This is a genomic window from Bacillus sp. FJAT-27001 (assembly GCF_019039175.1).
Classification (GTDB): Bacteria; Bacillota; Bacilli; order Bacillales; family Bacillaceae; genus Bacillus; species Bacillus velezensis.
The window spans coordinates 55,308-79,055 of sequence record NZ_JAHOAA010000006.1 but is presented as its reverse complement, the minus strand read 5'-3'; the positions used below and the strand labels follow the sequence as shown (position 1 = coordinate 79,055).

General features: G+C 46.6%; 23 protein-coding genes and 1 pseudogene. 4 read left to right on the top strand and 20 right to left on the bottom strand.

All coding sequences use genetic code 11. The annotated features are described in order from the left end of the window. Positions 1-18: 18 nt before the first annotated feature. The 3 genes from BGM27_RS16635 to degQ form a co-directional block, all read right to left on the bottom strand. The gene (locus BGM27_RS16635; protein ID WP_007408675.1) at positions 19-195 is read right to left on the bottom strand and encodes a competence pheromone ComX; all 177 of its coding nucleotides are present in this window, start codon (positions 193-195) and stop codon (positions 19-21) included. Continuing rightward, positions 195-1,133 (bottom strand): polyprenyl synthetase family protein, encoded by a 939-nt coding sequence (locus tag BGM27_RS16630; protein WP_020954300.1) that lies wholly within the window; start codon positions 1,131-1,133, stop codon positions 195-197. The genes BGM27_RS16635 and BGM27_RS16630 overlap by 1 nt, the downstream gene beginning before the upstream one ends. A 130-nt stretch (positions 1,134-1,263) precedes the next feature. After that, positions 1,264-1,404 carry a degradation enzyme regulation protein DegQ gene (gene degQ, locus BGM27_RS16625; protein WP_003152043.1) on the bottom strand — a complete coding sequence of 47 codons (141 nt, stop codon included), beginning with the start codon at positions 1,402-1,404 and terminating at the stop codon, positions 1,264-1,266. Positions 1,405-1,869: 465 nt separating this feature from the next. Here degQ and BGM27_RS16620 point away from each other — a divergent pair, with 465 nt between their 5' ends. After that, positions 1,870-2,211 carry a YuzC family spore coat inner layer protein gene (locus tag BGM27_RS16620; protein ID WP_007408677.1) on the top strand — a complete coding sequence of 114 codons (342 nt, stop codon included), beginning with the start codon at positions 1,870-1,872 and terminating at the stop codon, positions 2,209-2,211. Between the two features lie 6 nt (positions 2,212-2,217). Here BGM27_RS16620 and BGM27_RS16615 read toward each other — a convergent pair. The 16 genes and pseudogenes from BGM27_RS16615 to BGM27_RS16540 form a co-directional block, all read right to left on the bottom strand. Beyond that, a pseudogene (locus BGM27_RS16615) lies at positions 2,218-3,440 on the bottom strand (EAL and HDOD domain-containing protein). A 129-nt stretch (positions 3,441-3,569) separates the two neighbouring features. Further along, the gene (locus tag BGM27_RS16610) at positions 3,570-5,036 is read right to left on the bottom strand and encodes a nicotinate phosphoribosyltransferase (RefSeq protein ID WP_020954301.1); all 1,467 of its coding nucleotides are present in this window, start codon (positions 5,034-5,036) and stop codon (positions 3,570-3,572) included. A gap of 17 nt (positions 5,037-5,053) precedes the next feature. After that, positions 5,054-5,605, bottom strand: coding sequence for a cysteine hydrolase family protein (locus BGM27_RS16605; protein WP_003152033.1), 552 nt, complete (start codon positions 5,603-5,605; stop codon positions 5,054-5,056). Positions 5,606-5,701: 96 nt separating this feature from the next. Continuing rightward, positions 5,702-6,100: a YueI family protein gene (locus BGM27_RS16600; RefSeq protein WP_003152031.1), complete on the bottom strand. Its 399-nt coding sequence runs from the start codon at positions 6,098-6,100 to the stop codon at positions 5,702-5,704. 65 nt (positions 6,101-6,165) lie between these two features. Further along, positions 6,166-6,414, bottom strand: a complete 249-nt coding sequence (locus BGM27_RS16595; RefSeq protein ID WP_007408681.1) for a YueH family protein — start codon at positions 6,412-6,414, stop codon at positions 6,166-6,168. A gap of 72 nt (positions 6,415-6,486) precedes the next feature. Beyond that, positions 6,487-6,708 carry a spore germination protein gene (locus tag BGM27_RS16590; protein ID WP_007408682.1) on the bottom strand — a complete coding sequence of 74 codons (222 nt, stop codon included), beginning with the start codon at positions 6,706-6,708 and terminating at the stop codon, positions 6,487-6,489. A 61-nt stretch (positions 6,709-6,769) separates the two neighbouring features. Further along, on the bottom strand, positions 6,770-7,876 hold the full coding sequence (locus BGM27_RS16585; protein WP_007408683.1) for an AI-2E family transporter: 1,107 nt from the start codon (positions 7,874-7,876) through the stop codon (positions 6,770-6,772). Between the two features lie 136 nt (positions 7,877-8,012). Further along, positions 8,013-8,249 carry a DUF2642 domain-containing protein gene (locus BGM27_RS16580; RefSeq protein WP_003152023.1) on the bottom strand — a complete coding sequence of 79 codons (237 nt, stop codon included), beginning with the start codon at positions 8,247-8,249 and terminating at the stop codon, positions 8,013-8,015. 137 nt (positions 8,250-8,386) lie between these two features. Continuing rightward, entirely contained in the window at positions 8,387-8,917 is a 531-nt protein-coding gene (locus BGM27_RS16575) for an HD domain-containing protein (RefSeq protein ID WP_007408684.1), read from the bottom strand. A 163-nt stretch (positions 8,918-9,080) separates the two neighbouring features. Beyond that, complete coding sequence (locus BGM27_RS16570) at positions 9,081-9,812, bottom strand: (S)-benzoin forming benzil reductase (RefSeq protein WP_007408685.1); 732 nt, start codon at positions 9,810-9,812, stop codon at positions 9,081-9,083. Positions 9,813-9,872: 60 nt separating this feature from the next. Further along, positions 9,873-10,346, bottom strand: a complete 474-nt coding sequence (gene essA, locus BGM27_RS16565; protein ID WP_007408686.1) for a type VII secretion protein EssA — start codon at positions 10,344-10,346, stop codon at positions 9,873-9,875. 7 nt (positions 10,347-10,353) lie between these two features. Then, the gene (gene esaA, locus BGM27_RS16560; RefSeq protein WP_007408687.1) at positions 10,354-13,470 is read right to left on the bottom strand and encodes a type VII secretion protein EsaA; all 3,117 of its coding nucleotides are present in this window, start codon (positions 13,468-13,470) and stop codon (positions 10,354-10,356) included. Continuing rightward, complete coding sequence (gene essC / locus BGM27_RS16555; protein WP_007408688.1) at positions 13,467-17,942, bottom strand: type VII secretion protein EssC; 4,476 nt, start codon at positions 17,940-17,942, stop codon at positions 13,467-13,469. The genes esaA and essC overlap by 4 nt, the downstream gene beginning before the upstream one ends. A 54-nt stretch (positions 17,943-17,996) precedes the next feature. Next, positions 17,997-19,283, bottom strand: a complete 1,287-nt coding sequence (gene essB / locus BGM27_RS16550) for a type VII secretion protein EssB (RefSeq protein ID WP_032865219.1) — start codon at positions 19,281-19,283, stop codon at positions 17,997-17,999. A gap of 14 nt (positions 19,284-19,297) precedes the next feature. Then, complete coding sequence (yukD, locus tag BGM27_RS16545; protein ID WP_007408690.1) at positions 19,298-19,537, bottom strand: ESX secretion system protein YukD; 240 nt, start codon at positions 19,535-19,537, stop codon at positions 19,298-19,300. 75 nt (positions 19,538-19,612) lie between these two features. Continuing rightward, positions 19,613-19,906: a WXG100 family type VII secretion target gene (locus tag BGM27_RS16540; RefSeq protein WP_003152013.1), complete on the bottom strand. Its 294-nt coding sequence runs from the start codon at positions 19,904-19,906 to the stop codon at positions 19,613-19,615. Positions 19,907-20,221: 315 nt separating this feature from the next. Between BGM27_RS16540 and BGM27_RS16535 the strand changes: the two genes are divergently transcribed. The 3 genes from BGM27_RS16535 (at position 20,222) to BGM27_RS16525 (ending at position 23,480) form a co-directional block, all read left to right on the top strand. Continuing rightward, positions 20,222-21,451, top strand: coding sequence for a sporulation transcriptional activator AdeR (locus BGM27_RS16535; RefSeq protein ID WP_007408691.1), 1,230 nt, complete (start codon positions 20,222-20,224; stop codon positions 21,449-21,451). Between the two features lie 103 nt (positions 21,452-21,554). Next, a complete protein-coding gene (ald, locus tag BGM27_RS16530) occupies positions 21,555-22,685 on the top strand; it encodes an alanine dehydrogenase (RefSeq protein WP_007408692.1) in 1,131 nt (376 codons plus the stop codon). A 117-nt stretch (positions 22,686-22,802) separates the two neighbouring features. Further along, on the top strand, positions 22,803-23,480 hold the full coding sequence (locus BGM27_RS16525) for a YukJ family protein (RefSeq protein WP_007408693.1): 678 nt from the start codon (positions 22,803-22,805) through the stop codon (positions 23,478-23,480). A 44-nt stretch (positions 23,481-23,524) separates the two neighbouring features. Here BGM27_RS16525 and BGM27_RS16520 read toward each other — a convergent pair whose 3' ends face one another. Continuing rightward, complete coding sequence (locus BGM27_RS16520; protein WP_007408694.1) at positions 23,525-23,740, bottom strand: MbtH family protein; 216 nt, start codon at positions 23,738-23,740, stop codon at positions 23,525-23,527. Positions 23,741-23,748 lie beyond the last annotated feature (8 nt).

The following is a 23,748-nucleotide window of genomic DNA, read 5'->3' as shown; positions in this document are numbered from 1 at the left end:
TATTACACCACCGAACATTCATCCTTTTTCCCATTGCTCTATTTTTCCATCGTTTTTCACAATTGAAGATTCTTCAAATGAATTGATTAATATTTGGGTAATACCTGAATCATAGCCTAATAAACTTGCTTCATTGACTTTTAATTTTTTTAACACTTCCGGATATTTCAATATATAATTGATTAAATCCTGCATTATACTTCAATCCCCCTATTAACTACATATTTTTTCAATTTATCTATTTTACTGGTTTCAAGATTTAGTTTCTCTATAGCATTTTCACATTTTTGCTTATACAATTGGTGTAAAACTGAAACATACTGAGTAACACCTGCATCAGTTAATGTCTGAATAAAATTGTTTTTATCAGATATAAACTTAAGGTGTGTTTCTCTATGAGAAAACATACGAACCAATTTTTCAGAAGGCTCGTTAAACAGCCTCTTAAGGTACAAGTTGATTAACGTGTGTTTATCTTTTAAAATATCACTGCGTTTAGAGCTGAAAAGAGCCAGATAATCACTATATATCTGTTCAAACATTCCTTTGTAATAGGAATACGTTTCAACAGTTTCATTATACTTTCCAGTTGCTAACATAGTACCTGCCACATTGGATAGAGCGAATAGACTCCCGCATTTTAATCTAATGACCTCTAAACTTTCATCTTCTTTCTCTGGCTTATTGATTATATCATCGTGTTGTCCTTGCATAGCGTCTTGTGTATATTTCAGTATGTAAGAAAGAATAAAAGGATTCATGTTAATTGAATTAATCCCCTGCAGCCCTGCTGTGTATAATGAAAAAGCTGCGCTTAAAGCTTCTGAACGGTCTATCTTCATCCAAAGAGCTTGTTTGTTATCTTCATCTTCAAGATCATCAATAATATCGGCGGAAAGCGTAAGAATTTCAATTCCCGCCGCAAGTTTCTCAGCAGTCTTAAAATCCCTTCCGCCAAAAACTTCATAATGCAATAAAGCAGATTCAGCAAAGGTTAAATATTTTCTGGATTCAACAAACCCAAGAAGAAGCTGTAGTAAATGTTGATTAAATATGTTTTGCTCTATTATACTCTTCATTTTATTCTTGATTTGGTTGGCATCTAAACACATTTGCTCAATAATTGTCTTCACCCTCCCATTCTATTTTACTAAATGCAGGTGATGAAAGACAGCAGGTTTTTCGTTTTTTAACAATCGTATAATACTTTATCCACGAAATGGATAAAAAATGCACAAAAAAAAGACTTGTTTCCAAGTCTTTTTAAGAAATTTTCATAGCATATGAGAATTTATCGAGCTGATCAATGCTTTTGTTAATGTTTCGTAATGAGTCGGTTGTTTCTCTGATATCATTTTCAAGTCGGAATAATAATTGCTTTACTTCTTCTAATTTGTTTTCCACCGTTTCCACACTCCTTTTTTTGAAAGATCAATGAATTGTGTATGGTGAACGAGTCCTAGGTATTTGATCTGTTACTAATAGTGTAAACGTTTTTGCGGGATTTTTCACCGAAAAGTATGTGTAAAAGTATCTGCGTGACACCGCAAACCGTGGTAATCCTATAGTCCCGAATGGAGCATTTAGCGAACAGGACTATATAACTACCAGAAAGGCAGACGTTTAGGATGAAGCAGACCAATCTGGCGGTTCTGCTGTTTTTTTAACGGTTTTCCGACAAACCGGCAAGGACTATAGTCCCTGTCGTCGCAATTTCAAAACAGAATGGGCGAACAGCGTCGCATAACCACCGACAAACACCGAAAAGACCGCAACCCCCGCATTGTGGTCTTTTTGCATGTCATAACTCGTTATCACGCCGCCTATACTCATGTATAACCAATGTTTTCTCAGGAAGGAGGCCGCCGTATGCATTATGTGTATCCATGCTGTCCTGTTTTCGCCGCGCCATACCGGCATCCTGCGCCCAGTGCCCCGGTTCACGCAGATATTTTGACAGCGTCCGCAAAAGAGGCTGCGGGCATGCTGGAGGATGCGCGCCTGCTCCTTGCGCGGCTGTCGGCGTCAAAAGAGCTTGCGCGCCGTATTCTCACCGCAGCGCAATCATCTGACACCGCAGCGGTCAAGCGGCTCATTAAGCAGACCGGCATCAAAAATGACTTTGACGTGACGTATAATCCCGACGGCATCCGTGTCAGTCTGATCAGAGAGCAAAGCCGGTTTACCATCGCCCTCAGGTGGTCGGCTTAAAGCGGCTCAATCCACGATCAGCTGCCGGCACCATTCGATCGCCTGTAAGTAACATTCATACGCTTCTTCTTTGTTCAGTTCTTTTCCCCACTCGTCACAGTCCCAGTTGTTGCATTCAATGGCTTTGACGAACGCGAGCATCTTATAATAATCGTTTTCATAACCGAGCAGCGCCTGTCCGACTTCATCGATTAAAGGCAGTTCTTTGATGATATCCTCCAGCTCCCTGTGGAGAAGCGTATCGATGAGCGAAAACATGCCGATCAGCATGTAAGAAGAGGGCTGGGGCCTTCCGGTTCTTTTCGCCAGCAGTTCGCACAGTTTGGCCCTGATTAAGGAAATCTTAATGATTTCTTTTTGGCTTGAGTGGCTTTTCGCCGTTAAATCTCTGAATGAAAGAATGTAAATCAAGCGCTTAATCTCATTCAGCCCAAGCATCATGATGGCCTGCTGGATGCTGTCTATCTTTTTTTCAGCCTTGTTTGCGATCCGTTTAAAAAACGCAGAATCTGATACGATAAGCTGACGTCCCGCTCTATGTATTCCGTCACGCGCTGTATATTGGGCTGGTCATTGTTTAATTCGCTTAAAAGCTGGTAGTAAGAATGAAAATGAAACGTCAGATCATTTCCGCTGATGACACGCGGTTCACTGAAAAAATATCCTTGAAACAGGTGAAAGCCGTCTATGGCCGCCTGTTTATAATCTTTTCTCGTCTCCACTTTCTCCGCTAAATAAATCAGACTTTTACAGCTGTACGTCTGAATGATTTTTTTGCGCTCCAGACGCGAGGATTGCAAAAAGTCGATTTTTAAAATATCAATATATTTCATCAGCTGTTCCACTAACTCTTCATTTTCCGGATTGATGGCGTAAAAATCATCAAGTGCTAATGTATATCCTAATTTCTTCAGCTGTCTGCATCTTGAGATGAGTGCCGGAGTGATCGGTATGTCCTCAAGAATTTCGATAATAAGCTGGTCAGGATCAAAGGAGGTAGGGAGATCTGAAAACATCAGGCTTTCTGTAAAATTCACAAAGCAGCGTTTCCCCTCAGTCAGCTTTTCGATTCCGATGTTGATAAAGCTGTTAATAATGAGATCCGTCGTAGCTTTATCTCCGTCAGCGGCCGAATAACGGTTCTCTTCGCTCTCCCGGTAAAGAAGTTCATAAGCAACAACCTGTTCGTTTCTGTTGAAGATAGGCTGTCTCGCAACAAACACCTTCATTCATTTACCCCCTTAGATGCGGCCTTCGAACATAAGTATATCAAATAACTTGACGAAATTTGTCTAAATGTGAAAAATATTATCACAACAAAAAGGCCTTTCCAGAGAAAGGAAAGGCCGCTTTGTCTTCTATTCAAGTTCCCGTTTCAGCTCGCTTTTGATTTCATGAATCCGCTGCATCTTGTTGCTCCAGCAGTCTTCGCTTAAATCGACCGGATATTCTTCCGGCTTGCTGATCCGTTTGTATTCCTCCCACAGAAGTTTGAGGTTATCCTGCACGTATTGCTGGATGTCGGTAATTTCGGGATTATCATAGCATAAAACGCCGTTTTCAAAAATCGGCTCATGCAAGTCTTTCGCATAGAAATCAGTGACGAATTTGCTGACGAACGTGTGGACGGGATGGAACATTTTTAAGCGTTTCTGATCATTTACCCGCTCGTCATAAAGCGCGATATAATCACCTTCCGAGTGGTGATTCAGCTTGTTGATAATCCGGTATACTCTCTTTCTTCCCGGCGTTGTCACTTTTTCAGGGTTTGACGAAATTTTAATGGTGTCAGTCAGTTTGCCGTCCTCTTCAATGGCGACAAGCTTGTAAACCGCGCCGAGGGCCGGCTGATCGTATGCGGTAATCAGCTTCGTGCCGATGCCCCACGTATCGATTTTCGCTCCTTGGGATTTCAGATTTAATATCGTGTGCTCGTCAAGATCGCTTGAAGCAATGACCTTTGCGTCTGTGAAACCCGCTTCATCAAGCATTTCACGCGCTTTTTTTGACAGGTACGCCAAGTCCCCGCTATCCAGGCGGATGCCGATGAAGTTGATCCGGTCGCCGAATTCCTTTGCGACTTTAATCGCATTCGGCATGCCCGAACGGATCGTATCGTACGTATCTACGAGAAACACGCAGTCTTTGTGGGTCTCCGCATATTTCTTAAATGCCGTATATTCATCGCGGTACGCTTGTACGAGCGCATGAGCGTGCGTGCCGGATACGGGTATATTAAAACGCTTTCCGGCTCTTACATTACTCGTTGCGCTGAAGCCGCCGATCAAAGCCGCTCTCGCTCCCCACATGGCCGCATCCATTTCATGGGCGCGCCGCGTTCCGAATTCGAGGGCGTCTTCGTCACCGACAACGCCTTTAATGCGGGCCGCTTTCGTGGCGATTAATGTTTGGTAATTCACAATGTTAAGCAGAGCCGTCTCAATCAGCTGGGCTTCGATCAGGGGCGCTTCGACCCGCATAATCGGTTCGTTGTTAAAAACGAGCTCGCCTTCTTTCATGCTGTAAAGAGATCCGGTAAAAGAAAGATCCCGTAAATACTCAATGAAATCATCAGCATAGTGCAATTCCGTTTTTAAATAATTCAGATCGCTGTCGGTAAATTTGAAGTTCTCCAAGTATTCGATTGCTTTTTCTAAGCCCGCAAATACCGCATAGCCGTTTTCAAAGGGAAGCTTTCTGAAAAAAAGCTCAAAAATTGCTTTTTTCTCATGAATGCCGTCTCTCCAGTACGTTTCGGCCATATTAATTTGATAAAGATCTGTATGTAAAGACAAACTGTCGTCTTTAAAACCATGCTCCACCAAAATTGTTTTCCCCTTCCTTACTCTGCCACTTGCGCTCCGATGCTGTTCTTAAAATGGGACAGGGCCCATTCATGCCCTTCCGGATTAAAGCTGGCCACAGCGTTTTGATGAATGACAATCTGAAAGCCCTTGTTGTAGGCATCAACCGCCGTGTGAAGAACGCAGATGTCCGTGCACAGGCCCGCAAGATGCAGCTCAGTGATCTGCCGTTCCCGCAGTTTCAGCTCTAAATCCGTTCCCGCAAAAGCAGAATATCTCGTTTTTTCCATATAATTTACGTTTTTTGCGTGTTTGTGTTTCTCATAAAGAGGCGATAGCCTTCCGTACAGCTCTTTGCCCTCCGTGCCGTTGATATTATGCGGAGGAAAAAGGCGTGTCTCGGGATGAAAGTCATCGTCTGCATCATGCGAATCTACCGCAAAGACAACGTAATCACCGTTTTCTATAAATGCTTGCGTCAAACTGACAATCGTATCTTCAATCTGTCTCGCGGGTTCTCCGCAGGTTAATGCCCCGTTCTCTGCTGCAAAATCATTCGTATAATCAATGCATATAAATGCTTTTTTCATAGCCGGCCTCCCCGCCATTCATATGAAAACCATTATATCCTATCTCCACTTGTAAGTGAATTGGCATTGTAAAATGACAAACGGTGTTTTGCCCTTTTAAGATTTCAGGAGTGAGCGCTGAAAAATGTCATCCTGTACGTAAATGCCGTCAAGGTTCACGGCATAATCGGCGGCAAAAACCAGGCCGAGCGGCGTTTCGAATTGAAGATCCGATATGACGGAGCTTCGGACACCGGCAAGTGCGGCAAGCTTCATATATGGTGAATAAGCATGATACGGGAGCCTTCCGTTTATATAGAGCACCGCGTCTTTTCGGCTTTTCAGCGCCTGTTTCACTTCTTCATACGGCTGCTTTTGCAGCACCTGCCCCTTCGTCAGGGCAATGATGACTCTTTCACGCAGCGAGCCTAAAAATAAATGGCGTTCATCCGGTTTCGTCTGCAGAGGGCCGTACATCCCCTGCTGTAAATAAAGGTCAACCGTTTTGTCGCTCATCGGCCTGTCCCTCCTCAGCTTGTTTTACAATTATCTCCCCGGACGGGACGCGGTAAACCGCTTCGTTACATTTCAGCCACCCAATGGGAGATCTTGCCGGCGAGCTCTCCGGCGGGTTCTTCTTCAATCAGCTTGCTGAATGATTGGAAAAGCCGCTGCGCCAGCGCCTTTTTCTCTTCCTCATAGGAAATGATCGTGCTCCACTCAAGTTCCGGAACGGCTACAAGGGTATGCTGTTCTTTTTTATTTTCATGCAGATATACATCACCGATCATTCCGGACTGCACGGTAATATTCGCTTTTCTGATTTTCATAAAAAATTCCCCTTTTATAAAGACTGATTCTATTATACTACAAAAAAGCGACAGCCTCCTAAAAGGAGGCTGTCACGCGTTAAACCAATCAGGTTCGTCAAACACATCGATGTCTTCAAAGCGCGTTTTGCTGAATTTATTAGTGACTTTGACAAAATCTCCGGAATGAAACGCCCCTGCCCCCGCGCCTGAGTGGTCAACGGCTTTGGGAGAAATGGCAAACACGTCACCGAAGCTCGCCGCAGCGTCTCCGGCTAAACTCATAATATAAATCGGTCCCACAATTGCAGGCATACCCGCACCTCCGCTTTTCTTTACAGCATTTTATGCGCTGCATCGGGAGTTGTGCCCGTTTTTATTTCGGCTTGCGGCTGTCTTCTAGCTTTGACCGCTGACGAAGTTTGATAAGCCGGACGATATTTAAGACGAAAGCTTTTAAAACCGCGTAAACCGGCACGGCCAGAATCATTGCGAGAATGCCGCCGAAACTGCCCGCTCCGATAAGCAGAAGAATAATGGTGAGCGGGTGGGTATTGAGCCGTTTCCCGATGACAAGCGGAGAAAGCAGATTCCCGTCAAGCTGCTGGACGACAACGACAACAATAACGGCAAACAGCGCCTTAGCCGGCGAATCCATAAACGCGATAATCACCGCGGGCGCCGCCCCGAGAAACGGCCCCAGGTACGGAATGATATTGGTGACGGCGATCACCATCCCGAGAATTAACGCATACTGCAGGCCGATGATCCAATATCCGATAAAGCATGCCGTTCCGACAAAGAGACAAATCAGCAGCTGTCCTTGGAAATAGGCGGCCAATGTGACATATAAGTCATTAAATATTTTGCGACCTTCCGCCCGGTAGGAAGTAGGCAGGATTTTAACCGCCAAGAGCGGAAACCGCCGGCCGTCCTTCAGCATATAAAACAAAATGAACGGAACGGTGATCACGACAAGCGTGATATTCGTAACGACGCCGAACACGGCCGACAGGCTTGCCGTAATATTTTGCGGAAGGCTTTGTAAAAATCCCGTCAGAGACTGCTGGACTTTTTCTATCGACACATAATCCTGCGTCATCATCCACGTAAACCATTTGGAATGGGATAATTGCGCCGTCAAGACTTGAATCTGATGAATGTAATCAGGGAAATTGTTAATCAGCCCCGTGACCTGGGAAGCCACAATCGGTCCGATGGCGGTGAACATAAAGGCAATCAGGCCGATGAAAACGAGATAAATGAGCAGGATCGCCAATGTCCGGGGGATTTTTTTCTCAAGCAGGCGTACGATCGGATTAAAAATGAAAAACAAAATGCCCGAGATTAAAATCGGAAAAAACAGAGTGGTGATAAAACCGAAAAACGGCTGAAAAATAAACGAGACTTTCGTTGATACGTAAATAATGAGCAAAACGAGCAAAATTTGCAGCGTCCAAAAATGGACCTTTGATTTCAACAAGCGGTTTCCTCCTATTGTCATGTGAACTTGTACTGTGATTGTACCAAAAAAAGCCGCCGTGCATCTATGTATCTCAAAAAAGAAGACGCACCGGGGTTCTATAGGGCCGCCTCCGGTTTGCGCCTTATTCGTGCTGTTACACGCGTTCGGTATAATCAGGCATGACGGAAACCACATGGCGGTTTCTGATATAAAATACACGGTCATGCGTTTCTTCAATGGCGATGTGATCCGGAGTGGCATCAATCAGCCGTCCTCTGACAATGCGTCTGACGGTTTGAATGATAAACCTTGAGCCGATAAGCTTATGGATGGTCTGATAAACGTAAGGATCCACTAACGAGACGATTTGCGGGCTTCCTTGATGGGCCATTTTCGCTGATCCCCTTTACTATGTTTTCCTTCAGCATATGCAGCGGACAAAGGCTTTGACACAGTACGTCTATCGGAGCGGAAAAGGTGTTAGTGAGCATGCGGAGTTATGTAAGCGGAAAAGGCCGCATGAGTGGCCTAGACTGAGCTTCTTAAGGGATATTGGGCTTGGTCAATTAACTGATCAAGCTTTTGGATTTGTTTGAGCGCGGCCGTGTGATCCATTTGGCGGTAATGGTGATGTCCGCCGGGTTCTTCATCGAGTTCATCCGCTTGTTTCACGATTTGCTGGAGCGTATTCTTGTCCAGTTCGCCTTCAGGCAGATAGGAATCGGTGTGAAGCAGAATCGCCAGCGCAATGTCCTTCGCCGCTTTCGGTTCTTCACCGAGCCGGATGAGCAGCTTATGCGCCCGTTCCGCGCCTTTAATGGCATGGATATCGTTTCTTCTGTACTTTTCATAATCCCATTTGCCGTCTGTGTACCATTCATAATGGCCGACGTCATGCAGTAAAGCCGCTTTCGCCGCAAGGTCCGGGCTGACACCTGCTTTTACGGCAAGACGGTATGCATGAAACGCGCAGGCGATCGCATGGGCGACACCGGAACGCTGTAAATACTTTTGTGCGATTGGATGGGTGAAGACATCCATTAACGTTACATTTCTCATGGAAACCCCTCCTTAATATATTTTTAGAATCCTAACATAAATCGAGAAGAAACTCAATTCATCTGATACATTTCTTATACCCCTTATACGTTGTTTCATTCATCATATGGCGCCGGACCCCGAAGTGATTGTACAAACAAAAAAGAGCAGCGTAAAAGCTGCTCTACAAAAATTCTTTAATATCGTATATCCGTCCGTTTTCCGGCTCGCCCGCGATCAGTGAGTGAATGACGCCGGCGATGTATTCCGGGCTTCTGAGGTTTTTCGTTTCTTTCAGATTGCGGAACCGCTCGATGTCATGGAAATCTTCTTTTGACGAAGAACGGATGACGGCCTGCATGTCTGTATCCATCACTCCCGGCGAGAATGAGATCATGCGGACCGGCAGCTCTTCATCTTCCTGTTCAAACCCGAATGTTCTCGTAAACATATCAAGCCCCGCTTTTGAGCTGCAATACGCGCTCCAGCCTTTATAAGGATTTTTCGCCGCGCCCGATGTGATGTTGACAATTGTTTTGCTGCCGCTGAACGCTTCGAAACGCTTTGTGAACATTTGGCTGAGCAAAACGGGCGCCGTCAGATTAAGGGTGTAATGGCGGTTTAATTCTTCGGCGGAAGCCTCTTTCGCCCGCTTGATCGGTTCCACCATTCCGGCATTGTTGATCAGTGTGACGGCAGAGTACCCCTTCTCCTCTGCTTGATCAAGAATCGCCTTCATCTGCCGCCCGGTATCTGCCAGATCGGTTAAATCAACACTGTATTCTGTCAGCCCCTCGCGCTTTTCCCCGCTTATCGTTCTTGAAAGCGCGGCGACTTCGGCTCCTTCTTGAAGCGCCTGTTCCGTCAGCGCCCGGCCCAAGCCTTTTGACGCGCCTGTTATAAGAAAAAACTGCATGAAACTCCTCCTTTTTTTCTTATTTTACGGGCTGTCTTCCCGCAAACACAAGCGATTCGTTTACCGCTTTGCCTTTTCCTGCGCCGTGACTTTCGGGATCAGATAGATCATCGCCGCAATCCCGAGGAGGATCAAGACGGCATAAATGACAGGAAGCAGATAAGAAGTCTTTTTCTCTTCCGTTTCCATATCTGCCGAGGTACGCCGCACCGCAGGCTCGGCAAATGTGATACCCAGTTTTTTCGATTGCGCTTTGATCGTATTCGGCTCCGTGTCTGACGATGTAAACAACTTTGATATCAGTTTGTCATCCGGGTTTTCGGCCGGCTGATCAAAGGTAATATCCTTCTGTTCTTTCGGAAGCGCCGTTTTTTCCTCGGAGTAGGCATCGTCGTGCAGGTAATCCGTACGAATTTCAATGTCTTTCTTTTCATATTCATTCGGCTTGACATCAGTATTTTCCTCATTCGCGGCTGCGGCTTGGGGAAGGAAAAGGAAAAAGGAGAGAGCAAACAGCAGCAATCCTTTTTCCATGAACGTGTTACGCCTCATAAGACTGATCACTTTCCTCCGTTTTTTCCGCAAACAGCCGAATGACGAGCGGAAGCGCCGCCGCAATCAGCGTAATGATCGCAAGAACCGTTACCCCCATCGCAAACAGATGGCCCGTTCCGTATTGAATATCGATATAGACTTTCGAAACCGGACTGTCAAAGGTGAAGTTCGGCATAATCAGGTCGATCAAAGGCGCCACATAAAAGAGAATGAGCGCTGATGATGCGATCCATCCGGTAATCGAACCGAAGACAAAGGCTGCCCGGATAAAAGCTGAACTCGCCGCAAGCAAGAGAATCGTAAAGACTGACCATTTAATGGTCTGATCGTCCGGAAGCGAGTAGATATTCAGACCGAACAGACTGATCATCAATCCGACCATAATGTTTAAAATCCCAAAGAGCGCGCCTTTGACAAGAAGCGGGGCCTGCTGATAATACGAGCTGAAATAGCCGATCAGAAGACTGCTGATCAGGACGATCACCAAAATGACGACCGGCGGAACATTCTGAACCCGGTCTTCCGGCACCTCTCCGCTGATTTTAAGCGGGTTGGCGAGATAATCGTAAACGTAACCGTTTTCCTGTCCGTCAACGAGCGCGTTCCCTAAAATGCCGTACACGTCATTTCTGATCAATTTCGTGGAATCGACGTTTTTGCCCCAGTTGCTGTTCAGGGTGTCCGCTTTATGCTGGACGTCATTTACGCTTTGCTGCATATTGTCGGTATAGCTGATGATGCCGGACTGGCGTTCTGACAGATGGCCCATCGTGTCAGACATTTGCAGGACTTCGCGGCCGACGGTATCCTGAGCGCCGAGCGCCATCGTTCCGGTTAATCCGTCTCCGCTGAACGCGGCCGCTTCCTGCACGGCGCCTTCAGCCAGCTGATCGGATGCTTTCGCCGCGCTGTCTGAAATGCTGGCGAGCTCATCGAGCACTCCGGCTTGTTCATCTCTGATATAGGTACTGTAGTTATCCGAGAATTCGGTCATGCCTTTAATGAAATTGCTGATGTCTTCATCTGTCTGCATTTTGTTGTTTTTCAGATTTTCCCAGCTTGCCGTTTCCACCGGTTTGATGGCAAGAACGGTTTGGACTTCGCCTTGCTGGGCTTTCAGCACCCTGTTTTTCACATCAGGCAGCGAGCCCGCGTCAAGAGAGTGATAAAGTGTCGCCTCATACAGGGATAAATCATTATAGTAACTCATTAAATCGGATATTTCTTTTGTATTGATGTCAGCGGCAAATATCTGTTCAAGAGCAGATTTGCGGCCGCTATCCAATGACGGGTAGTTCAAAATGTTCTGTTCTGTTCTTACAATCAATCTGTAAACGGTATTGAAGTCTTGTTTTCTCGTTTCTTTCAATTCCTCTAGCTTTTTCTTTGCACGTTTTTTGACGTCATCAATCTGGTCTTGAAGGCCTTGGATTTCTTCATCAAGAGCATCGAGACGTTTTTTCAGTTCTTCATTATGAGTCTGCTGTTTCTCTTCCAGCTCTTTTTCAATTTGCTGAATGCGCTCTGCGGCTTGGTTCAGCCTTTCTTTCGCCTCAGATATGTCCGTGCCGCCGTCCCCTTCAGAATCGTTCGGGTCGTCCGCCGGCTCATCAGCAGGCGGAGTGACGTTTTTAGCGGCTGTCGCGGTCTGGACGGTTTTTGGCTCCTGATCGCCTGTGTTATGGGAAGCAGGCTGCTCTTCTTTTGTGCCGTCTTCCGTTTTTCCGTCTTCTCCGGGATTCGTTCCGTTATCCGGATCGGTATCGCCGGAGTTTTCACCGTCATCGCCTTGGCCCGGGTTTTCCGGTTCCGGTTTTTCTTTTTCCGGTTCTTTTAATCCGTCAGAAATGTCATTGATTTCAGCGGAGATGCGTTTTAATTCGTCACGCTGATCGTCAAGGTCAATTTTCAGATCGCCGGGTTTTTCTTCTTCCGGTTTTTCTTCTTCTTTCGGTTCATCCGAGCCGTCATCACCCGGGTCCTTTTCCGGAACGGTTAATGCCGGCCGATCCCTTTTCATAAGGGTTTGGATACTGTTCAGTGTTTCAAATCTTGCTTGAGCTTTATATTGAGTCAAATAATTGTCCAGTAAATTGGATTGAATATTCGCCATCCCGCGTTCCTGATCAGGAACCTGCGCTTCTCTCACCTGTTGGGCGGCAGAAAGAGCCGATCCCGTCTGGTCAAGCTGTGTCTGCGCCCGGTTTATGCCGGAGGACAGTCCGCTCATCATCGTGCTGAACTGGTTGGCGGCCTGCTGTGCTTTAATGGCATTCAGTCCGGTTGTGATTTGCTTTTGATTTTGTTCCTGCGCGGCCATCAGCAGTTTTTTCTGATTTTCTTGATATTGTTTATAGCGCTCGACCGTATCGGCAAAGTCTTTGAGCGTGGTTTTGGCTTCATCTGCCGAGGTCAATTTTTCTTTTGCCGCGCCCTGCGCTTCATTCATTGATTTTTTCAGTTCGTCAATCAGGTCTTTTTGCCGCTTGATTTCACCTGCCAAGTCATTGGAGCTCGGCTTGTAAAAGTTGTACATGACGTTTTGAAACTCTGATTCTTTATTGACGATCTTGTCAAAATCGCCTCGGACATTGTTCACTTTTTGCGAGACGAAATTCCAATATAATGCCGACATTTTTTTATTCATTGATTTTTGGGCGTCTTCTAGCTCACGCTGCACCTTTTCTTTGTTGACGGCGTTCAGGTTGCTTTGAATATTGAATGTCAGCGTGGCTTTTTGCGGACGCTCCTTGTCATAGCTTAAGATGTCTTTTGAAAAATCGGATGGAATGTAAACGACGGCGTCATACTTCTTAGCCGCCAGACCGTTTTCAGCCGCGCTCCTGTTGACAACCGTCCATGAATAATCCGGACGGCCGCCGAGAGCGGCCGCTACTTCTTTGCCGAAATGGACGGATTCCTCTTCCTCATTTTCATCTGTTTGTAAGCCCATGTCTTCATTCACGACTGCGATTTGGCGGGTGGCGTTGATTTTTTGTTTTCCCGGGTCATCGCCGATAAACCGGAAAAACAGCACCGGCAGCAGCAGAATGATGACGACCGCGGCTATTAATTTGATCAGGCTTTTTCGTTGTTCAGTCATCTGACGGCCTCCCTTTCCGCTGAACATAAAGGTATTTGGATTTTTTGCTCCTTCCCGTTTTCAACCAAATAGCCGAAGCCCGGCTGAATGTCCGGTTCCTGCCTTTGGTAAGGCAGCGGAATGACATTTTGTTCGGATTTTTTCACAAGCAGCATCGCGTGGCGGATCTGTTTCATTTCCGTCGTTAAGGAATCATAGCCTTTTGAGAATTCGCTGTGATTGCCCGCCGGGATAAAACTGAAGCCCACATGCGCGTAAGATTTCATAAACATCGCCAGCTTGTCCTGAATGGCGGTGTCGATCGTCTGCTGGAATCTTGTAATGCCGTCGGCCATTAACACGACCGGAGAGAAACTGAGTTTGTGCACATCGCCATTTTTGACGGCCTGCGCATACTGAGCTTCGCGCTCCGTGAAAATGGCTTCTGCCGTTTCGATCCACTGCCGGACGTCTTCTTTTGTGTCCAGATAGCTGACCTTTGTTTCCTGCGCATACTGCGACAGTCCGCGGTCAATCGAGTCAAACAGCCCGACCCGTTCCGTACCTTCACGCAGCAGGTGATTCAGCATCACTTTCAGGATGTTTGTTTTTCCACGCTGTGTCTGGCCTAAGATAAGGCAATGCTTATTTTTGCCCAGATCAAAGTACACAGGGCTGACCTTTTCCTCATGAAGCCCGACAGGAATGCGGAACGGTTCTTGATCCGGGCCGAGACGGAGTGAAAATTCGCCGGCCGTCAGCCTATCCGGAAGCATCGGAATCGGGTCTGGGCCGGCTGTTCCGGCGTGGCGCTCAGCTAATGCTTTGACATCGGCTTTCAGCGACTGGAACATCTCGAGGTCATTTTCCGCTTCAGCCGGAAGAAACATTTGCGCGAAAAACAGTTCTTCTTTTTGGATCATCACGCGGCCCGGGATCGGTTCGAGACTGAACGGCGGACGCCCGTAAATGGAGTATCCTTCTGACTGATCCATTAAATAATGGACGACTTTCGTTTTTATGTTGTTTAACAGCGACTGGCGGACGGCGTTTACCCTCGTTGCAGTCAGCAGGAAGTAAATGCCTAAGCTTTGCCCGTCGCGTGAAATCTGGATAAATTCCGTTTCTAATTCATGCATTTCATCTTTTACGATGTCGAAATTGTCAATTGTGATAAATATAAACGGCAGCTCTTCTTCACTGAGCGAATTGTACATTTTGATATGGCTGACTTCTTTTTCTCTGAACAGCCGTTTCCGCCGCTCGATTTCTTCCTTGATGCGGATCATGAATTTTTCGATCTTTCTCATTTGATCCATTAAGAAATAGTCTGCGGTGTGCGGAAGCTTTGCCAATGGCAGAAGCGTGCCGTTTCCGAAATCAAAGATGTACATATGAAGCTCTTCCGGCGTGTATCCTTCCGCGAAGTTCATCAGAAAGGTGATGGCAGCCACTGACTTGCCGTAGCCGGATGAGCCGAAAATGCCGATGTTACCGTCATCCATCATCGTATAAGCGAGAGGCGCCTGTCTTTGCTGATCAGGCTCATCCACGCAGGCGATGAAGAAGCGGTCTTTTTCCTGCGCAGGGTAAAGCGTGCGCGGGATACGTTCGGCAAGCGGCGGAAGCCACGGGCTCGGCAGCTTTTCAATGCCCATTTCATTTTGAATCCGCTCGATTTCTTCGACTACGGCTTCTATTTCTGCCGGGGCGTCTTTTTTCGCCGCATCATCCGCATCCACCTCAGACAGCGGGATTAAGCCGGTGTCGGTAACGATGGCAATGTCATCCTCGGTGCCGTATACATCTTCCATGTAAGGGGCGCCGCTCCAGGCAGACTGGAACTGCTCATACACTTCGTTATTTCCGACTTGCAAGTAGCCGCGTCCGGTGACCGTAATATTCGCCGCATCACTGTTTTTCAGGATTTCTTTACTGTCACTTGCATCCTGCACTTTCAGCGCGACCTTAAAGCGTGAGTTGCTCCATATTTGGTCGTCAATGATGCCGCCCGGCTTTTGCGTGGCGAGAATTAAATGCACACCAAGGCTCCGTCCGATGCGGGCCGCGCTGACAAGCTCCCTGATAAAGTCAGGCTCTTCGCTTTTCAGCTCGGCGAATTCATCTGAAATCAAAAACAGGTGCGGCATCGGAATCTCCGTTTCTCCCTGTTTATACAGCTTTGTATAGTCATTGATGTGATTGACGCGATATTGATCAAACAGACGCTGCCGTTTTTTCAGCTCGCTCTTAATGGATGCAAGCGCCCTGATACTGAAGTTTCTGCTTCCTTCAATATTCGTGATGGTTCCGAGAAGGTGCGGCATCTTGCGGAACGGCTGGGCCATTCCTCCGCCCTTATAGTCAATCAGCAAAAACGCCGCTTCATGCGGGTGAAAGTGAACGGCCAATGACAGGATGTACGTTTGCAGAAATTCACTTTTCCCGGAGCCGGTCGTTCCCGCCAGCAATCCGTGCGGCCCGTGCGCTTTTTCATGCAGGTTTAAATAGACGATGTCGTCTTTTCCTTTATAGCCGATCGGAACAGCCAGCGATTTTGCAGACTCACTTGTCTCCCACTTCTGCCTGATGCCGATTTCTTTTACTTCCTTCGCATGAAACAGCTCCAGAAATGAGACCGTTTCAGGAATGGAATTCGTCATTCCGACCTGATGGTGCAATGTCCGAAGCGTCCGGGAAAACCGCTCGTTGTTTGTCCGTTCGTGCCTGTCCAGCTTAAACGGGATCTGCACCGCTTTTTTCTGCTGAATGAGAATGTCTCCCTCATCTTCATTAATGTAGCGGACGAGGGTGTGAATGTTTTCCGCCAGGCTTTCCTTCGTTTCCGCGGCGATGATTGCCGAGATGCCGAGATGCTCATGTCGGCCTTCGATGTATTCTAAAATGACGTGCTCTGCGATCAGCTGCTGATTTGTGATGACAAAGACAAAATGCGGCTGGAAGATCTTCTTTTCTTTATCTTCTTCCAAATCCCGCTCCCGCAGCAGCTCGTAAATGGACGATAACAATTGATCGCGGGTCTGTTCATTGTAAATAAATCCTTTCGCGTACATATGAGGCAGCTGAAATTGCGGCAGCCACTTCATCCATTCCCATTCCTTATATTCGTCCTCATGAAAGATAAAGACAAATCGCAGATCATGGTAGCTGTTGAAGAACGCGAGCTGGCCGATCAGCTGGTGAATTTCATTTTTGACGATCTGAGGTTTCCCGACAAGCCCCATCGGCCCTTCTTGTAAATCAACGGTCACGGGCGCATGGCGGATATCTTTATACACACGCTGCATGTGCTGCGACTGCTCCATCAAGTCATCCACATCACGGTTCGCAAGGTCTCCGCCGCTCATTGAAATCTCGTAGCTTGCCGGGACCGTGCCCGTTCCGAGTCGAAGCATCAGAAAATCCCTGCTTTCCAGCGATTTCTCCCAAATGCGGCCGCTGATTTCAGAAGTTAAATATTTCATTTTTTCAAACGGGGGAAAATGATGCGTCAGCACTTGCAGCTGTTTTTCCGACAGCATCTGAAGCTCTTTCCGTTTGCTTTCCAAATACTGCTTGTACACACGCTCCCGTTTTTCCTCCCGTTTTTTCCGCTGTTTTTTTTCACGGAAATACTGCACGGTGGACGTAATGAGAGTCATCATAAACATCGCCAAAGAGACAAGGATGAATATGCCCCTCGGCTGTATAATGGCGACAACCCCCATTACAACCAGCATGACCAAAGGAGGCAGAATGACGAGCCACAGCCCCCGGTTATTCTGTTCGCTTTCCTGCGAGGGAAAGCTGAATGAAACGCGGTCTTCTGGAAGATCGTAGACCATGCGCGGCGTTCTTCGATATTGCGGGTATTTCTTTTTCATTTCGGTGCTTGGTTTTACCGTTTTGGTTAAACCGGTTTGAAGCTTTTCGTGATGAACGACTTCTAAAAGGTCGTCCTCCGTCAGCCTCACACGCAGAAAATTCCACAGCAGCTCATCTCCCGTCCGGAGCCTTTCGGGAGCTTCTGCAAGTATTCCGTTCACATAAACGTCCTGGCCATCAGGGACGACAGACCAGCATCCTCCCGACTTTCGCAGATAAAAAGCCCCTGTTTGAGCGGAGGACGGCTCTTTGTATATATCCGCTTCCTCTGTTTCTGATGAGAAAACGATCTCATCCTTCCCGCCGATAAAATAAACGGAGGATTCTTCTTTGTCAGGGGTGAGCAGAAGCCGCATCGTCTCTTCTTCAATCCGGCAGGGCATTTCATTTCCTATTGTCAATTCGCCGGCACAGTTATTTCCCAGGAAAACATCATAACGATCTGTTTCTTTTCGATAAAGGGTTGCGGCGTTTTGCCGTAACGGAAGTGTGCCGACCGTGATTGTATCTTTCATATCCGGACCGATCGTAATCGGCTGAGACGGCGGGAGTTCAGACAGCTGAATCTTTTGTACGTGCTCTCGGTAAAAGACCCATAACAGACTCATATGGCGAACCTCCTGACAGCCTGATCGTTACCTGCGGCCATTTGATGTGTGCTGTTATTTTTTTTCATCTTTTTTCTCATCTTTCTTGTCGTTCTCTTTGTTATCTTTCGCTTTGTCTTGTTTGCTTTCATCCTGTCCGGCGGAAGCTTCGGCGGTGTCACCGTTTTCCTCCGCTTCTTTATGCTGCTCCTCCGCCTCTTTTTTCGCCTTCGCAAGCTCGCTTTCCACGGCGTCCAGTTCTTTCTGCTTTTCGTCGTCTTTCATACTGTCATCCGCTAATAATTGCTGTTTATATTTTGTAAGTCCGAGCCAGATGTACGGGTTGTACTCAAGATTGCGGCCGATTTTGATGGCTTCTTCATTTTCCCCTCTGCCGATATCAATCCAATAAAGGAAATGCTTCGGGTCTGATTGCAGCGTGACCAGATTCCCGATGTTTTTCCGCTGCTCTTCCCTCAGATTTTCAACTGCCACATAAGAGGAAGCAAGCTCGTACTGGACAGATTCCGGGAGGCTTTCCGCATCGTATTTGGCGAGTGTGTCAATGACTTTGCTGTACTGCTGATTTAAAAAATAGCGGTTGCTTTCCGTAATTGCCTCTTGCTTCGGCTGGGCGAAAAACAGAACGTATAAGGAGTAAAGAAGTGTCGGCACAAGGAGGACGGCAAGCGCCAGACCGGCGTATCTTTGGATTTGCCATTTCTTTTTCGGCAGTTTTATGTATGTCTTGTCCCTTTCTTCGAGGGAATCAATTGCGGTTTGAATGGTTTCTTCCAGTTCTTCAATCGTCTCCGCCTCTAGCACGCTTTTCACCTCAGGAGAGAAGTGAAGCGTCTCCTTGTACTTCAAATATTCATCGAAGGTGTACGCCCCGTCAGCTGCAAGCGCCGCACAGGCTTTGAGCTCTTTTAACACCCTTTCTCTATCTTCCTCATAAGGCGGAAGGCTCTCCTTTACGCCGTAATGAAGAAAGTAAGGCGTCAGCGCTTTATCAAACACGATATTTTCAGGGGCGGCAATCAGATTGAGACGTTTCAGCTTATGCTGTTTCACGGCTTGGACGAGACGGTAGGCAAATTGCCACCTGCTTTTTTTATCTTTTCCTTTTATATAGCGGAAAGCCTGATAAGAAGAAGGAGGTTTGATTGTGATGGTTACTTCGTCTTCTGAAACTGAGACCTCTTTTTGAAAAAAAGGATCAGCATCTTTAATCACGTTTGCTTCCAGCCCGTCAAGAAGCTTGATTTTTTCCCGCTGGAAGGTGAACGTGAAGCCTGATTCGGTTTCTTCCCGGACGGCGTCTAATTCTGTTTCTAAATAAGATCTGTTATGACCTGTCATTCCACCATGTCCTTTCATAAAATTTCAAGGCGGTCTCCGTTCGTAATGCCGCAGTCAGATAGCTTTTGTTCTCCGGAAAAAACCGCTTCTTTATTGACCACTCTGATCCAATAGCCTTCACGCGGCGGAACGGATACATGCTGAGCCTGCCGGGCAATATCAATGACTTTTTTCACAGAATGGTAATCTGACAATCTGAGATCGAAGACGCTGCCGTTATAATGTGTTAAATCTATTGTAATATCGATATACATATTCATATCACCCTTACATAGAAAGAGCGCCGTCTTCTTGATTGAATCAGGCGCTCCGTTTCTTCATTCATCTTATTATCCGCGAATTTGGTTAGCGATATCTTGGTCAGTAGACTCAAGCGTATTTGCCGTTTGATCGAGCTGATGATTCACATCTTGAAGCAATTCAGACATTTTAATAAATGAAGGTTTCAGCTGCTCATATTGATCTGCAAATGCTTCACTTGAAGCACCTTCCCACATGCCTTTCAAATCAGAAATCATGCGGTTCAGGCGGTCAACCTGATTCATGACTTCCTGACTTTCAACGCCATATTGCTTAGCCATCGCTCTTAGCTCTTCGGGTGTGACACGAATTAATCCAGACATATTCCTTATACCCTCCTGTGTCATCAGCCTAAATATGGGCTAATTCACTTATTTTTTGAACGTCATTATTATAAAAACAACCAATCGGCACAGTCAAACAAATCTGTTTTAATTTTACAAAATGAGTCTTATGATATATTGGATTTTTCGGTATATTTACACATTTTGTAAATGTAGTAGTATGATTTTCTTATTATTTTCGTTTTCATCGAATGATCTTATTGTCCTAGTCTATTTCCCTGCAAAGATGCCTTTCAGTCTGAAAAGCAAGATGGTAAGATCAAGATATGAAGCTATGAAAAAGTAGGGATACAGATGACCAATCCAAAGGATCCATTTAAGTACAGTTTCGACAGGCTTGAAGATGTTGCCGACCATATCAGTGAAGTTCTTCAATGCCCCATTACAATAGAAGACGTTAATCATAAACTGCTTGCATACAGCACGCACAGCGATTGTACAGATCCGGCCCGGACGTCGACGATTATCGGGCGGAGGGTGCCGGAAAAAGTCATCAACAAACTCTGGAAAGACGGAACCATTCCGGCCCTTTTAAAAACGGACCAGCCGATCAAAGTGAAAGAAATTGACGAGGTGGGCCTGAGCAACCGCGTGGCGATTTCTATCTGGAAAAACAGTCAGGTTCTCGGATTTATTTGGGCGCTTGAGATCAAAAAAAAGCTCAATGACGAAGATCTGAAGACACTTCAGCTGGCAGCCAAAGCGGTGCGGAACAAACTTTTGCACCTGCAGATCCGCAAAACGAAAATCGAAGAGCGGGGCCAGGAGTTTTTTTGGAAAATGCTGACCGGCCATATTTATCAGGAAGCCGAAATGGCCGAAGGGTTTCATAAGCTCGGAATGGCGCTGCCGTCCGTGTTCAGCGTCATGATCATCCGTTTACATGATGAGCTGACTGAAAAGACGGAACAGCAGCTGCAATATTTGCAGGAAACGACACAGCAGATTCATGTCATGCTGGCGACTGTTGATTCAAATGAATTAATCTTATTAGCCGCGCCGAAAACCGATCAGCCTTTTAAAGATGTAAAGCACTTCGCCCTTCATATTCAAAAACAGCTGAAGGAACGATATAAAATTGAGGATGCGTCGATTGCGGTCGGCGGTATTTACGAATCGATTTCTTATGTTTACCGCTCCTATCAGGAAGCGCTTTCCGTATTAAAAGCGAAAGAGCGGTTTGTGAGAGAAACCAAACACCTTTTCAGCTTTTCGGAACTCGGCATTTATCAGTACCTGGATGTGTTGGATGAAAAACGCAAGCACAGCGGCTATATGAACTATTCCCTGTCAAAGCTTGAGCAGTATGACAGGGAGCACCAAGCCGATATGGTAAAAACGCTCGAACATTTTATTGATGCCGACAGCAATGTCAACACCGCCGCTAAAGCGCTTAACATCCATGTCAATACATTGAATTACAGGCTGAAAAGAATCAGCCAGATCGCAGAAATCGACTTAAAAAATGTGAATGAAAAGTTTACGATTTACCTTGATATCAAACTTCGCAGCATGGGTTCGTGAAATTTCACAAATCCGTGTTTTTTTATTTTCTGTTTCAAACAAAGAATTTTCGCAAAAATCGCGCTACACTTGAAGCATCACACAAACATTGGGGGAAACAGACATGATTATCGGGGTTCCAAAGGAAATCAAAAACAATGAAAATCGAGTGGCATTAACACCTGGAGGCGTTTCACAGCTTATCGGAAACGGCCATCGGGTTCTTGTGGAATCCGGAGCGGGACTCGGAAGCGGCTTTACAAATGAAGATTATGTATCAGCAGGGGCGGAAATTCTGGAGGACAGAAAGCAAGTATGGGATGCGGAAATGGTCATGAAGGTAAAAGAACCGCTGGCTGAAGAGTATGCGTATTTCCGTCAAGGTCTGGTCTTATTCACTTACCTTCATTTAGCTGCAGAGCCGGAATTAGCTAAAGCGCTTACAAAAAAAGGCGTGACAGCTATCGCGTACGAAACGGTAACGGACGGACGTTCCCTTCCGCTGCTTACGCCGATGTCCGAAGTGGCCGGCAGAATGGCCGCGCAAATCGGGGCTCAGTTTCTTGAAAAACCAAAGGGCGGAAAAGGAATTTTATTAGCCGGCGTACCGGGTGTATCCCGCGGAAAAGTCACGATCATCGGAGGGGGCGGCGTCGGAACAAATGCCGCGAAAATGGCTGTCGGACTCGGTGCCGATGTGACAATGATCGATTTGAACGCAGACCGACTGCGTCAGCTTGATGATATTTTCGGACATCAGATTAAAACATTGATGTCAAACCCTGTAAATATTGCAGATTCCGTCGCGGAAGCGGATCTTCTGATCTGCGCCGTGCTCATCCCGGGAGCCAAAGCGCCGACTCTCGTTACGGAAGAAATGGTTAAACAAATGAAACCGGGTTCCGTCATTGTTGATGTTGCCATCGATCAGGGCGGCATTGTGGAAACCGTTGATCATATTACAACCCACGATAATCCGACTTACGAAAAACACGGCGTCGTGCACTACGCTGTCGCCAATATGCCGGGCGCCGTACCGCGTACGTCTACGCTCGCATTAACGAATGTGACCGTTCCTTACGCGCTTCAAATCGCCAATAAAGGCGCGGCACAAGCCATTGCAGACAGCCCTGCGCTTAAAGCGGGCTTAAATACGGCTAACGGACATGTCACGTATGAAGCGGTAGCCAAAGACTTAGGCTATGACTACGTGCCTGCTGAAAAAGCAATGCAAGGTTCGGCTGCAAAAGCTTAATAGATATGAAGAGGACAGCCTGATCAGCGGGCTGTCCTTTTTTCTTTCTCATAAAAGGAAAAACGGCCCCCTGTCTCGAATATCAATTCATATCCCGGAAGAAAAAGGAGGATTCATATGGCTGTTCAGCACTATGGTGTATTAAAAGGCACTGTGTCAGATATGAAAAGGGAAACAGATGATGATTCTCCGCATTTTCAAGTCGAGGTGCTAGGCGAGCCTGATACGCGCTATCGCTGTGCGATCAATGTCATGTCAAGTTCAAAAGAATCAGAGGTTCTGTATGCGGCACGCGATCATTTTGACGCAAGCGCGATCACCCTGCTGCCCAACATTCCGTATGGATATACCCCAATTGATGAAACCAGCCGTGAGCTGGCGCTGGATTATGTCCGCGGCGGATTGTTTGATCCCCGGAACATGGTGCCCCTCCCGCATGAAGTCACCGGTCCGGATAATGACTTAAATGACTTTATTGAGACGTACATGCAAAAAGCCAAATCAGAAAAAGCCACCGTCTATATTTACGGCTCTAAATTCGGGCCGGAGCCGGGCGCTGATAAGATTTTCGGGTTCAAGCCGACAAACGGCATGCATAATATTCATATGAATCAGGGAAACCCAATTGATACACGCTGGAAGAAGGATAACGGAACGTGGCACGACGGCGGTATTTTAATCCAGTTTGCAGACCAGTGGGCCGCGGTCTTTTTGGCTTTTCTGTCTCAGTCATGGTGCACGGATGAAGAAGGCCACCCTTATACATTTTGTAATCATACACAGCTTAACGGCTGATGTCCGCATAAAAAGCCTGCCGAAATAACGGCAGGCTTTTCTTATTACATTTTAGCGGCTTCGGCCTGTTTCAGGCTTTCCGGCCTCATATCACGCCAGTTTGTTTCAATATATTCGAGACAAACGGGGCGGGTTTCATTCGTGAGGCGGGTTTCCCAGCCGTCCGGCACATCCAGATAGGCCGGCCACAGTGAGTACTGGCCTTCAGCATTGACGAGCACATGGTATGAGCCGTCTTCCCGTTCAAATGGATTTGTCATATCATCTC